Raw genomic sequence first — 17,167 nt, forward strand, 5'->3', positions numbered from 1 at the left:
ATAGTTAATCGCTCCTTTTAATATGTTTTGTTTGGTCACTTACATATTAACACAGCTGATTAGCTATGAGTTATTTTATGTTGCACTTGTTATGATAAATTATCCATCAAAAAAAGAGGACATGTCCTCTTTTAATTTTAACGCTATTCCAATGGTCTGTAATCTTCTGCCAATGCATCTCTCAAGTAAACGAACAATTTGTCGTATTCTTTGATTGCACTGTAGTATTTGTTGTTTGGAAGTACGTAGTATTTCTTGTAATCTTTTGTGAAGGCTTTGATTATGCCTTTTCCTTGTTTGTCGACAAGTGGTTTGTCGATGTCAAGCCCTGATATCAATATTACTTGTGTAGAGTAATTATTCTTGGTAACTGTGTTGTATCCTCCGATTGTAGTCAATTTGTAGATCGAGTCGGTTTTTTTCAAATATTCTCTGACTGAAAGTGGTAGCACGTCTTTTTTCACAAGTAAGATTGGCGCTTTGATTTTTTGTGCAACTGTCGATGACACGAGTGCATCAGCGAACACTTCACCGCTTGTAGTGATGACTTCTGCTGGATTTGCGTTAACCCTCTTAGCGACTTCAACGCTAGATTCGTAGCGGTCCACACCAGAAAGTCTTGTGACAGGTTTTCTAGTCAAGGCTTCGATTTGGTTTTTCACCGATTGATTTACAGATATTTCTCCACCGACGATTGTCACGTTGTGGATATTTCTCAATGATTTGATGAAATTTGCAGTAGATTGGTTAATGCCATCATTACTTACAAGTAGTATCGGTGCATTTTGGTGCGCTGCAAGGCTTGTTGCATACAATGCATCTGCATAATTTGTCCCTGCGGCAAATATCAAGTTAGTGGTTTTTGCTCGTGTTCTCGCAGATTGAGCTGATGTATCGTAGCGATTACTTCCCATAATTCTAGTTATTTTTGCGTGTGGGAAATTTCTTTTCAAACTATTCTCAACTTTTTTGCTGATAGTGTTTACGCCACCCATTAGATAAATCTCATCCAAGAACATCTTGTCAAGCGCAGATTTGGTCTCGATGGATAATGAATTTTTGCCAGTGTACAAAAGTGGGTATTTGCCAATAGACACGTTAGTTGCACTGATTGCATCGGGATATGCGTTGTCATTGACAAGAATTACCTTGTTCGTATTCGCAAAGTAATGACGTTGCACATTCACTGCAGTCTTCGCCCTGTTTTCACCTTGGAATCTTTGGTGAATAACATTTTTGAACACACCATCTTCGTTAGTGGTGATTTGGTCTTGTTTTTTCTCGTTTTTTTTCTTCTCGGAAGAATCTTTTTTATTTGACGTATTTTTTGCATCAGATTTTTGATCCTTTGCACCAGCTTGTTTGTCTTTTGCATCCGTCTTTTTGCTATTTGTATCCGCATCAGATTTGTGTGCGGTATCATTTGCACTAGCTTCTATCTTTTCAGAAATTCTATCATTTGTGCTATCCTTGTCTGCAACGCTCACCACAGGCAAACTCAACATACAAGCTAGCATCAACGCCACCAATTTTTTCATAAAACACTCCTTTTAATTCATAACTACATCACAACTAATTAAAACTAATTCAAAATGATGAAAAACAACAAAGTTGTACCCATCAGAAAACCAATCGCACTCACGATAATCTTTACAATTGCAGCCGTAATCGTCGACTTGTTCAAAAATTCGGGTTTGAATTTGTCGTACATCACAACGCTGTACACAAACCCCGATATGACATTTACAATCACGCTAACAACTGGAATTCTCGTGTTAAACACAGAAGCCAAGACAATTGTAACCAAAGTGTACACGCTAGCCTTCGCCAAAAACTCTGAGTTCGATATCTTTTCTGCCATATCTTTTTTCAAAAAACTTGTCGCAACCCAAAAACTCAACACACATGAAAAAGGCGACATGACAGTCTTCGAAAAATACGACAATGGAAGCGACAAATTCAAGAAATCTTTCGATGAATTCGGAGGACTAATCCTCATCCACAACATAAATGATAGTAAACTAATTACTCCCGAAATAATCAACGTGAACATCCACGCTCCCTGTTTCTTTTCTATTGTTTTGATATGATTTTGTAAACGTGAAAACACTTCACCATAAAATTTTTCCATAAAAACTCCTCTTAATTTATACATTTATTATAACCCAGTACAACAAAGCATTCAATAAATGTTAACGAATCAAGAAAATTTGAAATGATTGTATTAACGAAGAAATGATCACACAAAAACCCGACCTCAACAGGGATCGGGTAAAATTTTATCTAAGCATATTTGAAAATGAATTGTAGATTAGTAATCCAATCAATGTTACCAATAGAATTTCCAAGATGAATACGATAATTCTGATTACGATTTGTGCGATGAATGATTTCAAACCAACCTTGAAACTGTCCTTTTCCAAATATAAATCTAGGAAAGTTGCAGAGTAAGCCAACATTCCTGTGAAGCAACCAATTATGCTACCGAGAAATCCTAATGGCGTAAGTATAAACATGAATAGACCATTGATTATCGAGAACACACCGCCCTTGACATCTCTTGTGCAAGCAGGTGGAGTTGGTCTCATATAACTTTTCGTAAACATGTAGATTAATCTTGTCATCACGTAGTTGATTAGAGGCACCGTAATCAAAGTAATAATTGAAATTGTAGGTGTGTGGAAAACTTTCGTCAATTCTCCAAGAGAGCCCTTTGTTGTAACACTAGCCCACATAGCGCTAGTCAACGCAGCGATCAATCCTGATGTTAAAAATGAATAAATAATTCCGTGCTTTGTCGATGCGTAAAAATCGTAGATTTTCTTGGAATATTGATTGATGAATTTTACACATTTCAAATACCAATCTGGTGAATCGTTTTGCTTGTAGTTCTCGTATTCTTCGTTGTCTTCTTTTCTTTCTTTTTGAGTGTATTTTTGGTTGATTTCTTCAAATACATCATCCGTAGATTTTGTAGATTCTTGTGACTGAGGTGCATCTGAAACATTATTCACATCATCCACATCTTCTACAGGCTTTGCTTCGAAGTAATTGTCAGAATGAGCAATCTCTTCATCTGATACATAACTTTTGAGATTTTGTTTAAAATCTTGTTTCTTATCGTCCATAGTCTCCTCCTATTAATATTTCTTATTTAATAATATACCCATTTGAAAAATATCCATTCATAAATTTAATGATTTATCAAGGGTTTTTTATGCGAAATATTTCAAAAATTGAATAAAAAAGGAATTTTATCCGGATTTTCTGCATAATTCAGCTTGAAAAGTTTACATAATTTACAAAAGGGTATATAAAAAAGTGAGGATTTATTGAAAAATAGACAAAGTAAATCCTGTTCACAAGAACATATCAAAATAAAAGGAGGATAATATGAAAAACAAAAGGATAGTTTCGTGGATACTTATTTTTGCTATGGTTATAGGATTTGCTCCTGTAAACATATACGCAAGTGACGTGCCACAAAAACAAGAAGTTACTGCAGAAAATGATTTCAATTTTGATACAAGTACCGGTACTATTATAAAGTACAAGGGTACAGCAGCTGATGTAGTTATTCCAGAAAAAATCAATGGAAAAACTGTAACAACTATTGGTAAAGGGGCTTTCGGAAGGAAGAAACTTACTTCAGTTGTTATTCCAGAAGGTGTTGAAACAATAGGAGAACAAGCTTTTATGGGCAACTTGTTCACATCTATAAAGCTTCCTTCGACAGTTAAGAAAATTGATAATCAAGCTTTCATGGCTAATAAAAATCTTAAAACAATTAATTTTCCAGATTCATTGAAAACTATAGGTCATAGTATTTTTATGGGGGACAAAGCGCTTGAAGGAGAGCTTACTTTAGGGGCGAATTTAGAATTATTAGATAGATTCACTTTTGGAAATATTACTAAATCAAGTTCACAAAGTGTAAAACTTAATATAGCACCTGGCAAGACAAAACTAACTATTCTCAGAGGCACTTTTGGTTCAGAACAATCTAATGTAGATATTCCACTTGAAAGACCAATTTTAATCAAAGCAAATGCTTTTAAAACTGAAAAACCAGTTACTCTTAACTTTGGAACTATAGAAGTTCAAAAAGGAATTTCAAAGGAAGAATTGGCAAATACTTTGAAACAAAAAGTTTTGTTGAATCTTTTAATAGCTGAGAATGATTATAGAAACATGTCTGAATTAGGTAAAAAGTATGAGCTTCCAATAGATTGGAAATTGAATTCTGTAGATACTAATTCAAATGGTGTAGTTAAACTAGAAAACTCATTCTTGTATGATGAAGAAAAAGTAAAATCTGCACTAAATCTGAATGATGAAGGTTACAGTGCGGGAGATATTGACGAAATTCTAGGAAGAATTAAAGTTGTTGGAAAACTAAGCTTTAAAGAAGAAGCAGGACAACCAGAAGAACCTTCTGAAGATGAATCAAAATTTGTTGCTTCAGATTTCACTTATGGACAATTCAAATACAAGGGAAGGATGGAAGAAGAATCTTACCGATTCGGAATTACTGGTTTTTCCGAAAAGGGGAAGGCTAAGTTATCTAAGAATCCTGATTTGGTTATTCCAAAGGAAGTTACTATTGACGGAAAAGTTAAGCAAGTAGAAGGAATTAAGGAAAATTCGTTCAAGGATATCAAGATTAATAGCGTTATTTTCCCTAAATCTGATGTAGAATTCATCATCAAAGACTCTGCATTCCAAAACTCAGGATTAACTAAGGTTAAATTTGAAGAAGGTTTGAAATCTATTGAATCATACGCATTTAAGAACAATAAGCTTACTGAAGTTTCCATTCCATCCACTGTGTGGAAAACTGGCAGCGAATCTTTCATGAACAATGAAATTAGTAATCTTGAAATTTCTGATGATGTAGAAATGATTCAAATAGACAACTATAGTTTTGCAAACAACAAGCTTTCACTTGTGAAACTTCCTTATTCTATATTTAAGTTTAGAGATTTTGTTTTCAAAGACAATCCTGGATATGAAAACAAAGGTATTGTAAGACTTGAAACAAGAAATCCAGATCATTTGAAATCTACAACGTATATAATTCCAGAAAACAAACATCATAAAGTGGTTTTGGTAACAGATGTAAACAGAAGTGAACTTTTCAAAGAACTACAAGCTGTTAAATCAATTGTAAGAGAAGATTACAAGAAAGAAGCCTTGGTAGAATTTGATAAGGTATTAGAAGAAGCAAAAGCTATCTTCAAAGATGAAAAATCAACACAAAAACAAGTGAACAAAGCACTTGATGATTTGATTGAAGCTGAAGGTAATTTGAGGAAATCGGCTCCAGATAGATCAAAACTCAGAGATTCCATTAAAAAAGCGGAAGAATTAATTCCAGAAATGTTTGAAAAAGAATCCTTCAATTCTATGAAGGAAGAACTTGTCAAGGCAAAGGAAGTTCTTGCTGATTTGAATAAAACAGCTGATGAAGTGAAGGCTGCACAAGAAAACTTGGATAAGGCTTTGGATAAATTGGTTATCAATGAAAATGCTTTGTACAAGAAGGAAGACTTCACTTATAAGGACAATGCTATTACTGGATTTAGCAAAAGTGGTAAGACTAAATTCAAAATCAACAAAAATTTGGTTCTACCAGATACTACTTTAGATGGAAAGGACATCGAAGTTATTGCAGAATCTGCATTTGATTTAATTAAGGATGAAGGAGTTAAATTCGGTACAGATACTGTAAGTTCTGCTAATGGAATGACTTCATTAGAATTGCCAAAGAAACTTAAGAGAATCGAAAATTATGCATTTAGAGTTAATAATTTCAAAAATGTAGAATTGCCAGATACTTTAGAATATATCGGCGGATCTGCATTCAATGGAAATAGACTAGAAAAAGTTTACTTGCCAGACTCAGTAACAAAAGTCGAAGGAGGAGCATTCTCTTTGAACCAAATTACTGAACTTAGAATTTCACCAAATATGGAAAAAATTGCTGGTGGAACATTCTCCAGAAACATCAAACTTCAAAAACTTGTAATACCAGAAGGTGTTAAAGTTATTGAAGGATCGGCTTTCCAAGGAGCTCCATTAAAACAACTCACTATTTCAAAAACAGTAGAAGAAATCAAGGATAGAGCATTTACAGGACATCAACTTGAAGAATTGACAATTCCTGGAAATGTTAAAAAAATCGAAAGACAAGCTTTCGCTCACAATATTAAATGGAAGAGATTGAAGAAATTAACTCTTGAAGAAGGAATCGAAGAAATCGGAGATTCTGCATTCAGATTTAGTTTGCTTAAAGAAACAAACTTACCAAAGAGCTTGAAGAAGCTTTCAGATGATGCTTTCAAAGATGCAGAATCAACTGATAAAAAACATGTCGTAGTTAATTTGTATACTGAAAATTATGAACATGTGAGATTTAACAATGAAAAATCATTGAAAAATCAAAAAGTTATTTTCAAAGGCGAATTTAAACCAGGAATAATTGAAGAAATTCCAGCAGTAAAAGCAGAAGACATCGAAAAAGAAGTTGTAAAACAAGGTGAAAAGATCGATGTAACAGATAACATCAAAAACTTACCTGAAAAAGCAACTGTAAAAGATGTAACGGAACCAAAAATCGATACAAATAAACCTGGTAAATATACAGCAAAAGTGGAATTGATATTTGCAAATGGATCAAAGAGAATTGTAGAAATTCCGGTAGTTGTTGAAAAGAAAGATACAACGCAACCAGAAAAACCAGTTGAACCAAAAGAACCAGAAGATTCAACACAACCAACAACACCAACATATCCATCAAACCCAACAACTACTACTGAAAAACCAACAGCAAAAGACATCAAAGACACAGACACACTAAAAGAAATATTTGACAAAACAAATCCAACAAGAATAGCTGGAAGGAATCGTCAACTAACAGCGGTAGAACTAAGCAAAACACTATTCAAAAAAGCAGACACGGTAATCTTAACATCAAGCAATAAAATGGTAGATTCACTAGCAGCATCTCCTCGTGGAATAGGAATCAACGCCCCAACATTATTCGTAGAAAAAGATTCGATAATGGACGAAGTTTTACAAGAAATCACAAGACTTAATCCATCTAAAATAATAATCGCAGGTGGAACAGATTCAATCAGTGACGAAGCGTTGAACAAATTACAACAACTAGGAATCAAACAACAAAGAATAGCAGGCGCTGATAGATTTGAAACAGCAGTAAAACTAGGTGAACAAATCAGATCAAATTCAACTAACAAAAAAGAAATAATACTTGTAAATGGATTTAATAATATTGACGCATTAACAGCAGGAAGCCTTGCTAGTAAACTAAATATTCCAATATTATTAACACAATCAGACCAATTAAACGAAACAACTAAAAAAGCAATCAAAGAATGGGGAATAGAAAAAGTTACAATAATTGGTGGAAAAACTCAAGTATCAGAAACAATAACAGCAAATCTACAAAATAACGGAATAAAAACAAATAGACTAGCAGGAAGAACAAGAGTAGAAACAGCGCTTGAAATAGCAAAAACTGTCAATAGCACTCCTGACAAAGTAATATTTGCAAACAAAGACGCATACGCAGATGCGCTACTAGCACCATATCTATCAAAAAAAGAACAAGCACCAATAATGCTGATAGATAAGGGTGAAGCCTCAGTTTCAGTAAAACAATACTTGAGAGACAACGAAATAAAAGAATCTGTTATACTAGGTGGACAAAAAAGTATTGAATAATACAAATAGTTTGAACAAATTAGCAATGTGATTGGATATTTTAGTCCAGTCACATTGTTTTTTATTTGAATTACAAAAATTGATTTGTATTGTATAATATAATATAGATTATTATGAAAAATTTGAGCGTTTTTATGAAATGAGGAGAGATTTATGGCAATTTTAGTTATAGGAAGCGTGAATGTAGACACTACATATAATTTGGAAAATTTCCCAAAACCAGGAGAAACCATTTCGTCACTTTCAAAGAGCAGATCTGTCGGTGGCAAGGGAGCAAACCAAGCGATTGCCTGCCAAAAACTTGGCGGAGATGTGAAGTTTCTTGCGTGCGTGGGAAATGATATGGATGCGGATTTTATTTTTAAAAATATGCACGAATACGGCGTGGATACATCAAACATCATCAAAAAGGATGTCGATACAGGAACTGCGCTTATAAATGTGGACAAGACTGGTCAAAACCAAATTGTTTTGGATCATGGGGCAAATTATGCGATTTCAATTCAAGATATCGATGACAACATCGAGCTTTTGGATGAATGTGATATTTTGATTTTGCAAATGGAAATCCCACAAGAAGTCAACGAATATGCGATTAAAAAAGCGAAGGAAAAGGGAGTTTTCGTGATATTAAACCCTGCTCCAAGTGAGTTCGAAGTGGAAAATATTTTGGACAAGGTGGATTTGTTCGTGCCTAATGAAAATGAAATTTTGAGATATTCAACCAAAAAAAACTTGAAAGAAGCAGCAGATGAATTGTTGGAGAAAAACGTAGGATCCGTGATAATAACATTAGGAGAAAATGGCTCTGAATATTTTACAAAGACAGAACACATCAAACAAGAAGCCATCAAGGCAGATGCGGTTGATACTACATCAGCAGGAGACAGCTACATCGGAGCGATGGCAGTCATGCTCGATCAAAAAAAATCAATCAAAGAAGCGATGGAATTTGCCACAAAAGTATCTTCAAAGACAGTAACCAGAAAAGGATCGGGAGAATCCATCCCAACAATAGATGAGATTATGTAAAATTTAAAGTTTTTACGAAAAAGCGATAAAATAATAAAAGCAAACCAATCATACACGAATATCAGATATTAGTGCGTGATGGTTTGCTTTTTTACTTATAGGTTATTTCGATAAATCATAATTTCAAAAAAAGTTTGTGATTTTTTTTGAAATAAATTATTCGTTCAACGCCAAATCTTGTATGATTTCGTAGTTTTCTTTTAATAATTTGAAATCTGGAATGTAGGATGCGGCGATGATTTCGTCAGGGTTGTATTTTTGTTTTATTTCCATGAATTGGTCCTTTACGGAATTCACGTCTCCTTCTATTCGAAGACCTCTTGCTGTTCTTATCATGAATTTTTCGATTGATGTGAGTTCGGGGCTGTTGTTAGGGTCAGCTTTTAAGAATGCGTCTCTGTTGTTTCTGTTTTGGATTTGCAAGAAGATGGAGATTGCTTGTTGTTTGATGTGTTCTGCGGCGTCTTTCTCGTAAGCTGCGTTTGCAGATACCCCAAGCATGACGTATGGTTTGTCCAAATATTTTGATGGTGTGAATTCTTCTCGGTAGATTTTGAGTGCGACTTCGACTGTGTTTGGAGAAAAATGTCCTGCGAATGAATAAGGTAGTCCCAATTGTGCTGCGATGTATGCTGATGTCATGGAGCTTCCCAAAATATATACTGGAACGTGTGTGCCAACTCCAGGGTATGGACGCACTTTGAAATTTTCTGCTTCCTCTTCAAAATAGCTTAAAAGTGTTCTGATGGCTTCTTTGAAATTATCTTCCTTGTAAGTGTCTCTGTAGATTAATTTCGCTGTGTCGATGTCTGTTCCTGGCGCTCTTCCAATTCCCAAATCAACTCTTTCTGGATACAATGTTTCGAGCGTTCCGTATCTTTCTGCTACTTGAAATGGTGTATGGTTTGGTAGCATTACACCGCCTGCTCCGACTTTTATTCTGTGTGTATTTTCTAAAATATATCCGATAATCAAATCTGTTGCTGAGCATGAGATTGATTTGGAGTTGTGGTGTTCTGCAACCCAATATCTTTCGAATTTTTGTCCGTCAGCCCATTTTGCAAGTTCCAATCCACGATCGATGGATTGTTTTGTTGTTTCATCTACAAATCTTGGTATTAAATTTAATATTGATATTTTCATGAATTATCTCCTTTCCGTTAGTATGAATTTATTATATAAACTTGTGATTGTCAAATAAATTTCACACAATACTAATGTGATAGTAAACTATTGAAGAAAAATTGAACAAATGATATAATTAATTCAGTGAATGAAATTGTTTTATTTTTACCCAATTTGGATAAATATATAATAACGATATTAAAAGGAAGTAAGTTATGGATATTAAAAAATACAGGGTAAAACCTAACAAAAAAGTTGATTTGGAAAAATTCAGCACGGAAAAAGACGATTCTTATTCAAAAAAAGAAGTGAAGGAAGAAATTCTGCCACAAAATTTGGAAAAGATGTTTGAATTTCAAGAAAAATTATATGCAGAAAATACTAGAGGAATTCTCGTTGTGCTTCAAGCGATGGATGCTGCTGGCAAGGACAGTTTGGTGAAAAAAGTGTTTACGGCACTTAATCCTGCTGGCTGCAAGGTTACAAGTTTCAAGCAACCTTCAACTGAAGAATTGGATCACGATTATTTGTGGAGAATTACAAAGGCTACTCCAGCGTATGGAGAGGTTGGGATTTTCAACAGATCGCACTACGAGGATGTTCTTGTAACCAGGGTTCACAATTTGGTTAATAAGAAAAACGACGACGAATTTTGGGAAAAAAGATTCGAAGATATCAATGCGTTCGAAAAATATTTGGACAATAATGGCATCAAGGTTGTGAAGTTTTTCTTGCATGTTTCCAAGGACGAACAAAAAGAGAGACTTTTGGACAGGATTAATTTGGAAGAAAAACATTGGAAGTTCGCAGCAAGCGACATCTTGGAAAGAGAAAACTGGGATGATTATCACAGGGCATATGAGGATATGTTGGAGCATACTTCGACAGATTATGCGCCATGGTATGTGGTTCCTGCGGATAACAAATGGTACACTAGATTGGTTGTGAGCGAGGTTATGTTGGATTTGTTCGAACAATTGGATCCACACACGCCGAAATTATCCAAAGAAGAGGAATCGCAACTTGAAAAATGGAAGAAAGTTTTGATGGAACAAGACGAGAAAAACGAAAAATAATAGGAGGAGAATATGTCAGACGATAGAGATTACAAAGGCTTTGAAAATGACGACAATGAATACACAAAAGACGGCAATTATTTTAACGAAAAAGAAGAAGTAAAGGGAAGTTACAGCGAAGATAAGGATAGCTATTCCGATAGAAATAGTAATTATTTCGAATCTTCACAAGAAGAAAATTATTCTAATGTGAAACAAGATCATTACGAAAAAACAGACGACAGTTTTTTCTTTGAGGGTCAAGACGATGAAGAAGAACACATTGAAGACTACACTCAAAGACAAAGTTCGGGTTATGCTGGTTTTTGCCAAAAAGTTTTCTCATTGCTTCACGGACTTATTGAAAATTTCAATAAAAAGGGTGCATTCGTAATTTTGTTCTTGTTGTATGGAGTGTTCACATTTGTGGCATCAATTGTGCAATACAAGCTTCACCCAGAAACTGCACAACAATTGCAACAAATCACAAAATCTGGATTGAGTGTGACAACTTTCACCATAATAATTTCGGCTGTGTCAGTTCTTTTCTATTTTGTAGTGTGCAGAATCATATTCCACTTTACTAAAAAAGACATGTCACCAGTTCCAAATCCTGTTGAAAGGGATACGAGACTTGGAGTGTATGTAGCAGTTGAAGCGTTGATTAATATTTTGATGATGGTGCTTCCAACAACAGTCCTTCCTTCAATTGTAGGCATGGTAGTTGGAGTTGTGCTTTATTCATCAGTATTCTACGACAGAATTTCTGACGAAAGAATGCTTGCAGTTGGCGTAAAATCAGCGATCGTAAGCATTGTCGCAGGTCTTGTATTTGGACTTATCATAGCAGTCGGTGCAATAGCAGTCGTAGTATCTGTTATGAAATAATAAAATTTGTAGCTGATCACTTAGCTAGGCTGGGTGGTCAGTTTTTTTGTTTTTAAATATGTAGCCCGATGTTATATAATAATATATAAATGAAAACCAAAGGGGAAAATTATGAATTTGACTGATATATTAGATAAAATTGATTATATAGATTACACGAAAAACAACGACAGCGAGATTACAAATGTGACGAATGATTCTAGAAAAATCGAAAAAGGCGGAGTGTTTGTGGCGATTTCTGGGATGGAATTTGATGGACACCGATTCATTGACAAGGCGATTGCAAACGGAGCAAATACAATTGTGGTTACTGAAGATGTCACAGAAAATGAAGGCATAAACTACATCAAAGTAAAAGATGCAAGAATTGCTCTTGCGCAAATTTCAAATGCGGTGTGTGATTTTCCATCGAAGAAGCTTCGTGTGATTGGAGTTACTGGGACAAATGGCAAGACGACGACATCTTCTATGATTAGCCACATTCTTGAAAATTTGAACTCACCATGCACAAACATTGGAACCAACGGAACTTTTATCGGCGGTAAAAAATACGAAACGCCAAACACGACTCCTGAAATTTGCGAAATAAACAAGATATTGAAGCTTTCTGTGGAGAAAAAAATCGACAACGCTGTTGTGGAATGTTCTAGTCATGGATTGTATTTGCACAGACTTGACGGGATTGATTTCGATGTGGCAGTGTTTAACAATTTATCGATGGAGCACATGGATTTTCACAAAAATATGGAGAATTATTTCGATGCAAAGATGATTTTGTTTGAAAATGCCAAGAAAAAAATCGCAAATGTCGATGATGAATATGGAAGAAAAGCGAAGGCGAGATTTGAAGACGCATACACATTCTCGCTGGAAAACGAATCAGATTTCAAGGCAGAAAATGTAGAATTAATTGATGGCAAGATGCATTTCGAAATTAAAAACGTGAAATTTGTACTCAACAGATTTGCGCTGTTTGATGTTTACAATGCTGTGGCTTCGATTGTTGCGGTGAATTTATTGGGATATGAATTCAAAGATATCGCCAAATCATTGGAAAGTTTTACAGGCGTTGAGGCGCGATTCGAATTCGTGAAAAATGACATGGGAATAAATATTGTCATCGATTTTGCGCACACTCCAAAGGCTTTTGAAAATATCTACAAATCTGTTCCAAACGACAAACGTAAAATCGCAGTTTATGGAATGAGTGGCGACAGAACTCGTGAAATCAGACACGAGGTTGGAAAGATTTCCGCTGAAAATAACGTGTTCTCGGTTGTCACAACAGACGATCCGAAATTCGACACCTACGAAAACATCGCCGATGATATCATCAGTGGAATTGAAGAAGAAAACGGCGAATATGTCAGAATAAAAGATAGGAAATCTGCAATCAAACATGCGATAGAAATGGCAAATGATGGAGATTTTGTGTTACTTTTGGGAAAAGGACAAGAAAACTTTATCAAACTAAAAGGAAACGAAAAGACACCTTATTCAGAAAAAGAAACAGTCAACGAAGTGTTGGATGAATTGAAGAAATAAATAGGTAGTAAAAATACGAACATATCTTCAATAAAAGCAAAAATAGACACCGATACGAACGAATATCTAGACTACAAAAATTGATAAATTCATCGCTTGTGAACCTAAAATCGCAAACTCGCTAACGCTCAGACAGTGCGATTTTTTAACGTTTCACTTCGCTTGAATTTATTGCAATTTTTGTAGACAGATGAGCGATTTACGAGTTTTTGTGTTTTCTGTATCGTAGTCTGGAAATTCGTGCAAACTGGTTTTCTGCTTTGTGTATTCTGAAGCTATCTAAGACAATTCCTTCTTTATTCCGAAAATTCATCAATGAAAGAGGGCGAGAGAAGTCATTTATAGAAAAAATCTATAAATAATGATTATCATTTTGTATTATCTAATTTTAAATGATATTATTTGTTACGAGGTGATTAGATGGTAGATTTAAAGAAAGAATTACCAGAGGTTTTTAACGATTTTGCAGATAGTCGTAAAAATGCTTTTTTGAAGGTAAAAGAAATAAAGGATAAGGATATTCCTGTTATAGGAATTTTTTGTACGTTTTTTCCACAAGAGTTAGCTGTTGCAGCTGGAGCTACTTGTGTTAGTTTGTGTGCTACAAGTGATGAAACTATTCAAGATGCTGAGAGGGATTTGCCGAAAAACTTATGTCCACTCATCAAGTCTTCTTATGGTTTTGCGTTGACTGACAAGTGTCCTTTCTTCTATTTTTCTGATTTGGTTGTCGGAGAAACTACTTGCGATGGTAAGAAAAAGATGTACGAATATTTGGGAGAATTCAAGCCTGTTCACGTAATGGAGCTTCCAAATAAGAACACTGAACAAGGTCTTATTTTGTGGAAAGAAGAAATCAGAAAGATGATTAAAACTATCGAAGATTTATTCGGTGTTGAAATCACTGAGGAAAAGTTAAAACATGCAATTGATGTAAAAAACGCGGAGAGATCTGCTGTAAAAGATTTCTATTCTATAATGAAGGCTGATGATTTGCCAATCACAGGTGGAGAATTGTGGCATGTTTTAAATGGTGTGCAATTTGATTTCGACAAGGAACAAATTCCACAAATGCTTGAAGAATTGAAAGCGAAGGTTATGAATGAGCACAAGCACATTAGTGGCAAACCAAGAATTTTGATTACTGGTTGTCCTATCGGCGGTGCGACAGAAAAAGTTATCGAAGCTGTCGAAAACAACGGTGCAGTTGTGGTTAGTTACGAAAACTGTGGCGGTGCAAAGGCTATTGATGAAAATGTCGATGTAGAAAATCCAGATATGATTGATGCGATTGCTAGAAAATACATGAACATTGGTTGCGCTTGTGTGAGTCCAAACGAAAACAGACTGAAATTGTTGAACAAATTAATCGACGAATACAAGGTTGACGGAGTTATTGACATGCATTTGCAAGCTTGCACTCCTTACCAAGTTGAAGGTTTGTCAATTAAGAGATTCTGCAACGATAAGAAAAATATTCCATATATTGCTGTGGAAACTGATTATTCAAAATCGGATATCGGACAATTAAATACAAGAATTGGAGCTTTTATTGAAATGTTATAACATTTTTTTGAAAAATATGGTATAATAGTTTACAGAAAAGTCCATATAGGTTATACCTAGAAAATAATCGCCATTATTCTGAGCCGGCGGTTATTTTTTTGTTGTAAATTTTGAAATGTTGTAATAATCTGTATGAATATGTATGATACAATATAGTAAGTATTAATTTTGCACATAGGAGAGGAAAAACTTGGCAAAGCAAAAATCACTAAAATTAAACGCAATGCTTAATTTAATCAAAGTTGGGCTGAGCGTTGTCTACCCGTTGATAACTTTTCCTTACGCTACGAGAATTTTGCAAGTAGCAAATATGGGAAAGGTAAGTTACGGAGATTCAATTATTAAAATATTTATGCTGATTGCATCACTTGGAATTACCAATTACGCAGTCAGAGAGGGTTCCAAATACAGAGAAAACAGAACGAAACTCAACCAATTTTCGAGGGAAGTTTTCTCCATCAACTTGTTGTCTACGTTGATTTCTTATATTTGTTTAGCTATATTCTGCGTAGTTTCTGTGAAAATGCACGACTATGCAACGCTTGTTTTCATTCAAAGTTTGAGCATAATCTTCGCCACGCTTGGAGTTGAATGGGTCAACGCAATCCACGAGGATTATTTGTACATTACAATCAGAAGTATTATAATTCAAACTATTGGTGTAATTTTATTATTTTTCGTAGTAAAAACCAAAGACGATTACTTAAAATACGCTGGACTTACGGTTTTCGTAAATGGTTTGGTGTGCATTTCAAACATGTTACATGTAAGAAGATATGTGGACTTGAAACCAACTCTCAAACTAAATCTGAAAAGACACTTGAAGCCTATCATGCTTTTCTTTTCAAACAGCATCGCAGTTTTGGTTTATGTCAGTGCAGACATGACAATGCTTGGCTGGATTTCTGGAGATATATACACAGGACTTTACGCAGTAAGTGTGAAGGTATATTCTGTTGTAAAGCAAATGCTAGGCGCTATTTACATGGTTACAATTCCAAGGCTTTCCAAGGCAGCGACATTAGATGATAAAACAGAATTCAGACAATTGTTAACAGAAATTTCAAGTTTCTTGCTATTATTAATGATACCAATGTGCACAGGACTTGGAGTTTTATCCAAAAACATCGTATACATTCTCTCTGGAGAAAAATTCATTGCAGCGACACTTTCGTTGCAAATTCTAGCAGTGTCAGTATTTTTCGCAATAACAGGTGGTGTAATCACAACATGCATGAACGTTCCATTGGGAAAAGAAGCGTTGAACTTGAAAGCGACGACGATATCAGCGTTCGTAAATGTAGGATTAAATCTAGTTTTCATACCACTTTGGCAACAAAACGGTGCAGCAGTGACTACGGCGATTTCAGAATTAGTAGTAGTTCTTGTGTGCTTATTTGAATTCAAAGAGGCGAAGTTCTACTTTGAAATGGACAAATTATTCTACACAATGAAATACGCAGTAGCAGGAGCTTTGTGGATACTTTTGACAAAGTTTGTAATCACAAAATTTATCACACACTACACGCTTAACTTGTTGGCAGTATTCTTCATTAGCGTCATAGGCTACACATTGATCTTGTTCTTCGGTAAAAATGAAGTATTTATAGAAACATTGAAGAAAACACCACTTAAAAAATTAGTAAAATAGATAATGAGAGCATCACGTGATGCTCTTTTTTATTGTGTGGTGAGCGGAAAAAGGTAGTTTTAGAATTTTTTAAATTTGTAGATAAATAAGCGAATATCGTGATGTAGTGAAATAAAAGCAGATTACCAGTTTTGCTAAGAATTAAGATTTATAAAAGACAAAAACATCGTAAAGGAGCGAATCATTCGGAAAAAATTGTTTTAAATTCAATCGAAGAAATCCGTCCAAAATTTGACCGTGTAAGCGAAGCGTGCTTCAAATTTTAGGATTTCGAGATTAGAATTTTTCAATTTTTGTAGACAGATGAGCGATTTACGAGTTTTTGTAGTTTTTTTCGTTCGTAGTCTAGATGTTCGTGCAAACTGGTTTTCTGCGTTGTGAAGCAATCTTCGATAATGAATCACTCGTTTCGCACGTCAAAGCCTCATATTATTACTAGAAAATTCTTGTAATGATGGTATAATAAAATAATTGAGTATTAATGACCTGAACCCCAAAATCCGGAATACGGATGGAGGGGTTTTTGTATGCCAAAATACACAAAAGAATTTAAAATTAA

The 17,167-nt window shown here is 34.8% G+C and carries 11 protein-coding genes; 7 read left to right on the forward strand and 4 right to left on the reverse strand.

Features of this window, described 5'->3' with window-relative positions:
* Positions 1–143 precede the first annotated feature (143 nt).
* The 3 genes from GKF99_RS08205 to GKF99_RS08215 all read right to left on the reverse strand — a co-directional run bounded on the left by GKF99_RS08205 (position 144) and on the right by GKF99_RS08215 (position 3,128).
* Positions 144–1,538 (reverse strand): cell wall-binding repeat-containing protein, encoded by a 1,395-nt coding sequence (locus GKF99_RS08205; protein ID WP_154273119.1) that lies wholly within the window; start codon positions 1,536–1,538, stop codon positions 144–146.
* A gap of 44 nt (positions 1,539–1,582) precedes the next feature.
* Positions 1,583–2,131, reverse strand: coding sequence for a hypothetical protein (locus GKF99_RS08210; protein WP_154273120.1), 549 nt, complete (start codon positions 2,129–2,131; stop codon positions 1,583–1,585).
* Between the two features lie 148 nt (positions 2,132–2,279).
* Positions 2,280–3,128, reverse strand: a complete 849-nt coding sequence (locus GKF99_RS08215) for a hypothetical protein (RefSeq protein ID WP_154273121.1) — start codon at positions 3,126–3,128, stop codon at positions 2,280–2,282.
* A gap of 265 nt (positions 3,129–3,393) precedes the next feature.
* Here GKF99_RS08215 and GKF99_RS08220 point away from each other — a divergent pair, with 265 nt between their 5' ends.
* Positions 3,394–7,746: a leucine-rich repeat protein gene (locus tag GKF99_RS08220; protein ID WP_154273122.1), complete on the forward strand. Its 4,353-nt coding sequence runs from the start codon at positions 3,394–3,396 to the stop codon at positions 7,744–7,746.
* A 153-nt stretch (positions 7,747–7,899) separates the two neighbouring features.
* Complete coding sequence (gene rbsK, locus GKF99_RS08225; RefSeq protein WP_154273123.1) at positions 7,900–8,778, forward strand: ribokinase; 879 nt, start codon at positions 7,900–7,902, stop codon at positions 8,776–8,778.
* Between the two features lie 156 nt (positions 8,779–8,934).
* Here rbsK and GKF99_RS08230 read toward each other — a convergent pair whose 3' ends face one another.
* Complete coding sequence (locus tag GKF99_RS08230) at positions 8,935–9,921, reverse strand: LLM class flavin-dependent oxidoreductase (protein WP_154273124.1); 987 nt, start codon at positions 9,919–9,921, stop codon at positions 8,935–8,937.
* Between the two features lie 197 nt (positions 9,922–10,118).
* Between GKF99_RS08230 and GKF99_RS08235 the strand changes: the two genes are divergently transcribed.
* The 5 genes from GKF99_RS08235 (at position 10,119) to GKF99_RS08255 (ending at position 16,608) form a co-directional block, all read left to right on the forward strand.
* A complete protein-coding gene (locus GKF99_RS08235) occupies positions 10,119–10,979 on the forward strand; it encodes a polyphosphate kinase 2 family protein (protein ID WP_154273125.1) in 861 nt (286 codons plus the stop codon).
* Between the two features lie 12 nt (positions 10,980–10,991).
* Entirely contained in the window at positions 10,992–11,846 is an 855-nt protein-coding gene (locus GKF99_RS08240) for a beta-carotene 15,15'-monooxygenase (RefSeq protein ID WP_154273126.1), read from the forward strand.
* A gap of 111 nt (positions 11,847–11,957) precedes the next feature.
* Positions 11,958–13,391, forward strand: a complete 1,434-nt coding sequence (locus tag GKF99_RS08245; RefSeq protein WP_154273127.1) for a UDP-N-acetylmuramoyl-L-alanyl-D-glutamate--2,6-diaminopimelate ligase — start codon at positions 11,958–11,960, stop codon at positions 13,389–13,391.
* Positions 13,392–13,811: 420 nt separating this feature from the next.
* Entirely contained in the window at positions 13,812–14,957 is a 1,146-nt protein-coding gene (locus GKF99_RS08250; RefSeq protein WP_154273128.1) for a double-cubane-cluster-containing anaerobic reductase, read from the forward strand.
* A 190-nt stretch (positions 14,958–15,147) separates the two neighbouring features.
* A complete protein-coding gene (locus tag GKF99_RS08255) occupies positions 15,148–16,608 on the forward strand; it encodes a flippase (protein ID WP_154273129.1) in 1,461 nt (486 codons plus the stop codon).
* The last annotated feature ends 559 nt before the right edge of the window (positions 16,609–17,167 follow it).

Source organism: Finegoldia sp. BIOML-A2 (genome assembly GCF_009678315.1).
Taxonomy (GTDB): domain Bacteria; phylum Bacillota; class Clostridia; order Tissierellales; family Peptoniphilaceae; genus Finegoldia; species Finegoldia magna.

Coding starts and splice junctions, on each gene's coding strand:
- GKF99_RS08205 (WP_154273119.1), bottom strand. CDS start 1,538: ATGAAAAAATTGGTGGCGTTGATGCTAGCTTGTATGTTGAGTTTGCCT.
- GKF99_RS08210 (WP_154273120.1), bottom strand. CDS start 2,131: ATGGAAAAATTTTATGGTGAAGTGTTTTCACGTTTACAAAATCATATC.
- GKF99_RS08215 (WP_154273121.1), bottom strand. CDS start 3,128: ATGGACGATAAGAAACAAGATTTTAAACAAAATCTCAAAAGTTATGTA.
- GKF99_RS08220 (WP_154273122.1), top strand. CDS start 3,394: ATGAAAAACAAAAGGATAGTTTCGTGGATACTTATTTTTGCTATGGTT.
- rbsK (WP_154273123.1), top strand. CDS start 7,900: ATGGCAATTTTAGTTATAGGAAGCGTGAATGTAGACACTACATATAAT.
- GKF99_RS08230 (WP_154273124.1), bottom strand. CDS start 9,921: ATGAAAATATCAATATTAAATTTAATACCAAGATTTGTAGATGAAACA.
- GKF99_RS08235 (WP_154273125.1), top strand. CDS start 10,119: ATGGATATTAAAAAATACAGGGTAAAACCTAACAAAAAAGTTGATTTG.
- GKF99_RS08240 (WP_154273126.1), top strand. CDS start 10,992: ATGTCAGACGATAGAGATTACAAAGGCTTTGAAAATGACGACAATGAA.
- GKF99_RS08245 (WP_154273127.1), top strand. CDS start 11,958: ATGAATTTGACTGATATATTAGATAAAATTGATTATATAGATTACACG.
- GKF99_RS08250 (WP_154273128.1), top strand. CDS start 13,812: ATGGTAGATTTAAAGAAAGAATTACCAGAGGTTTTTAACGATTTTGCA.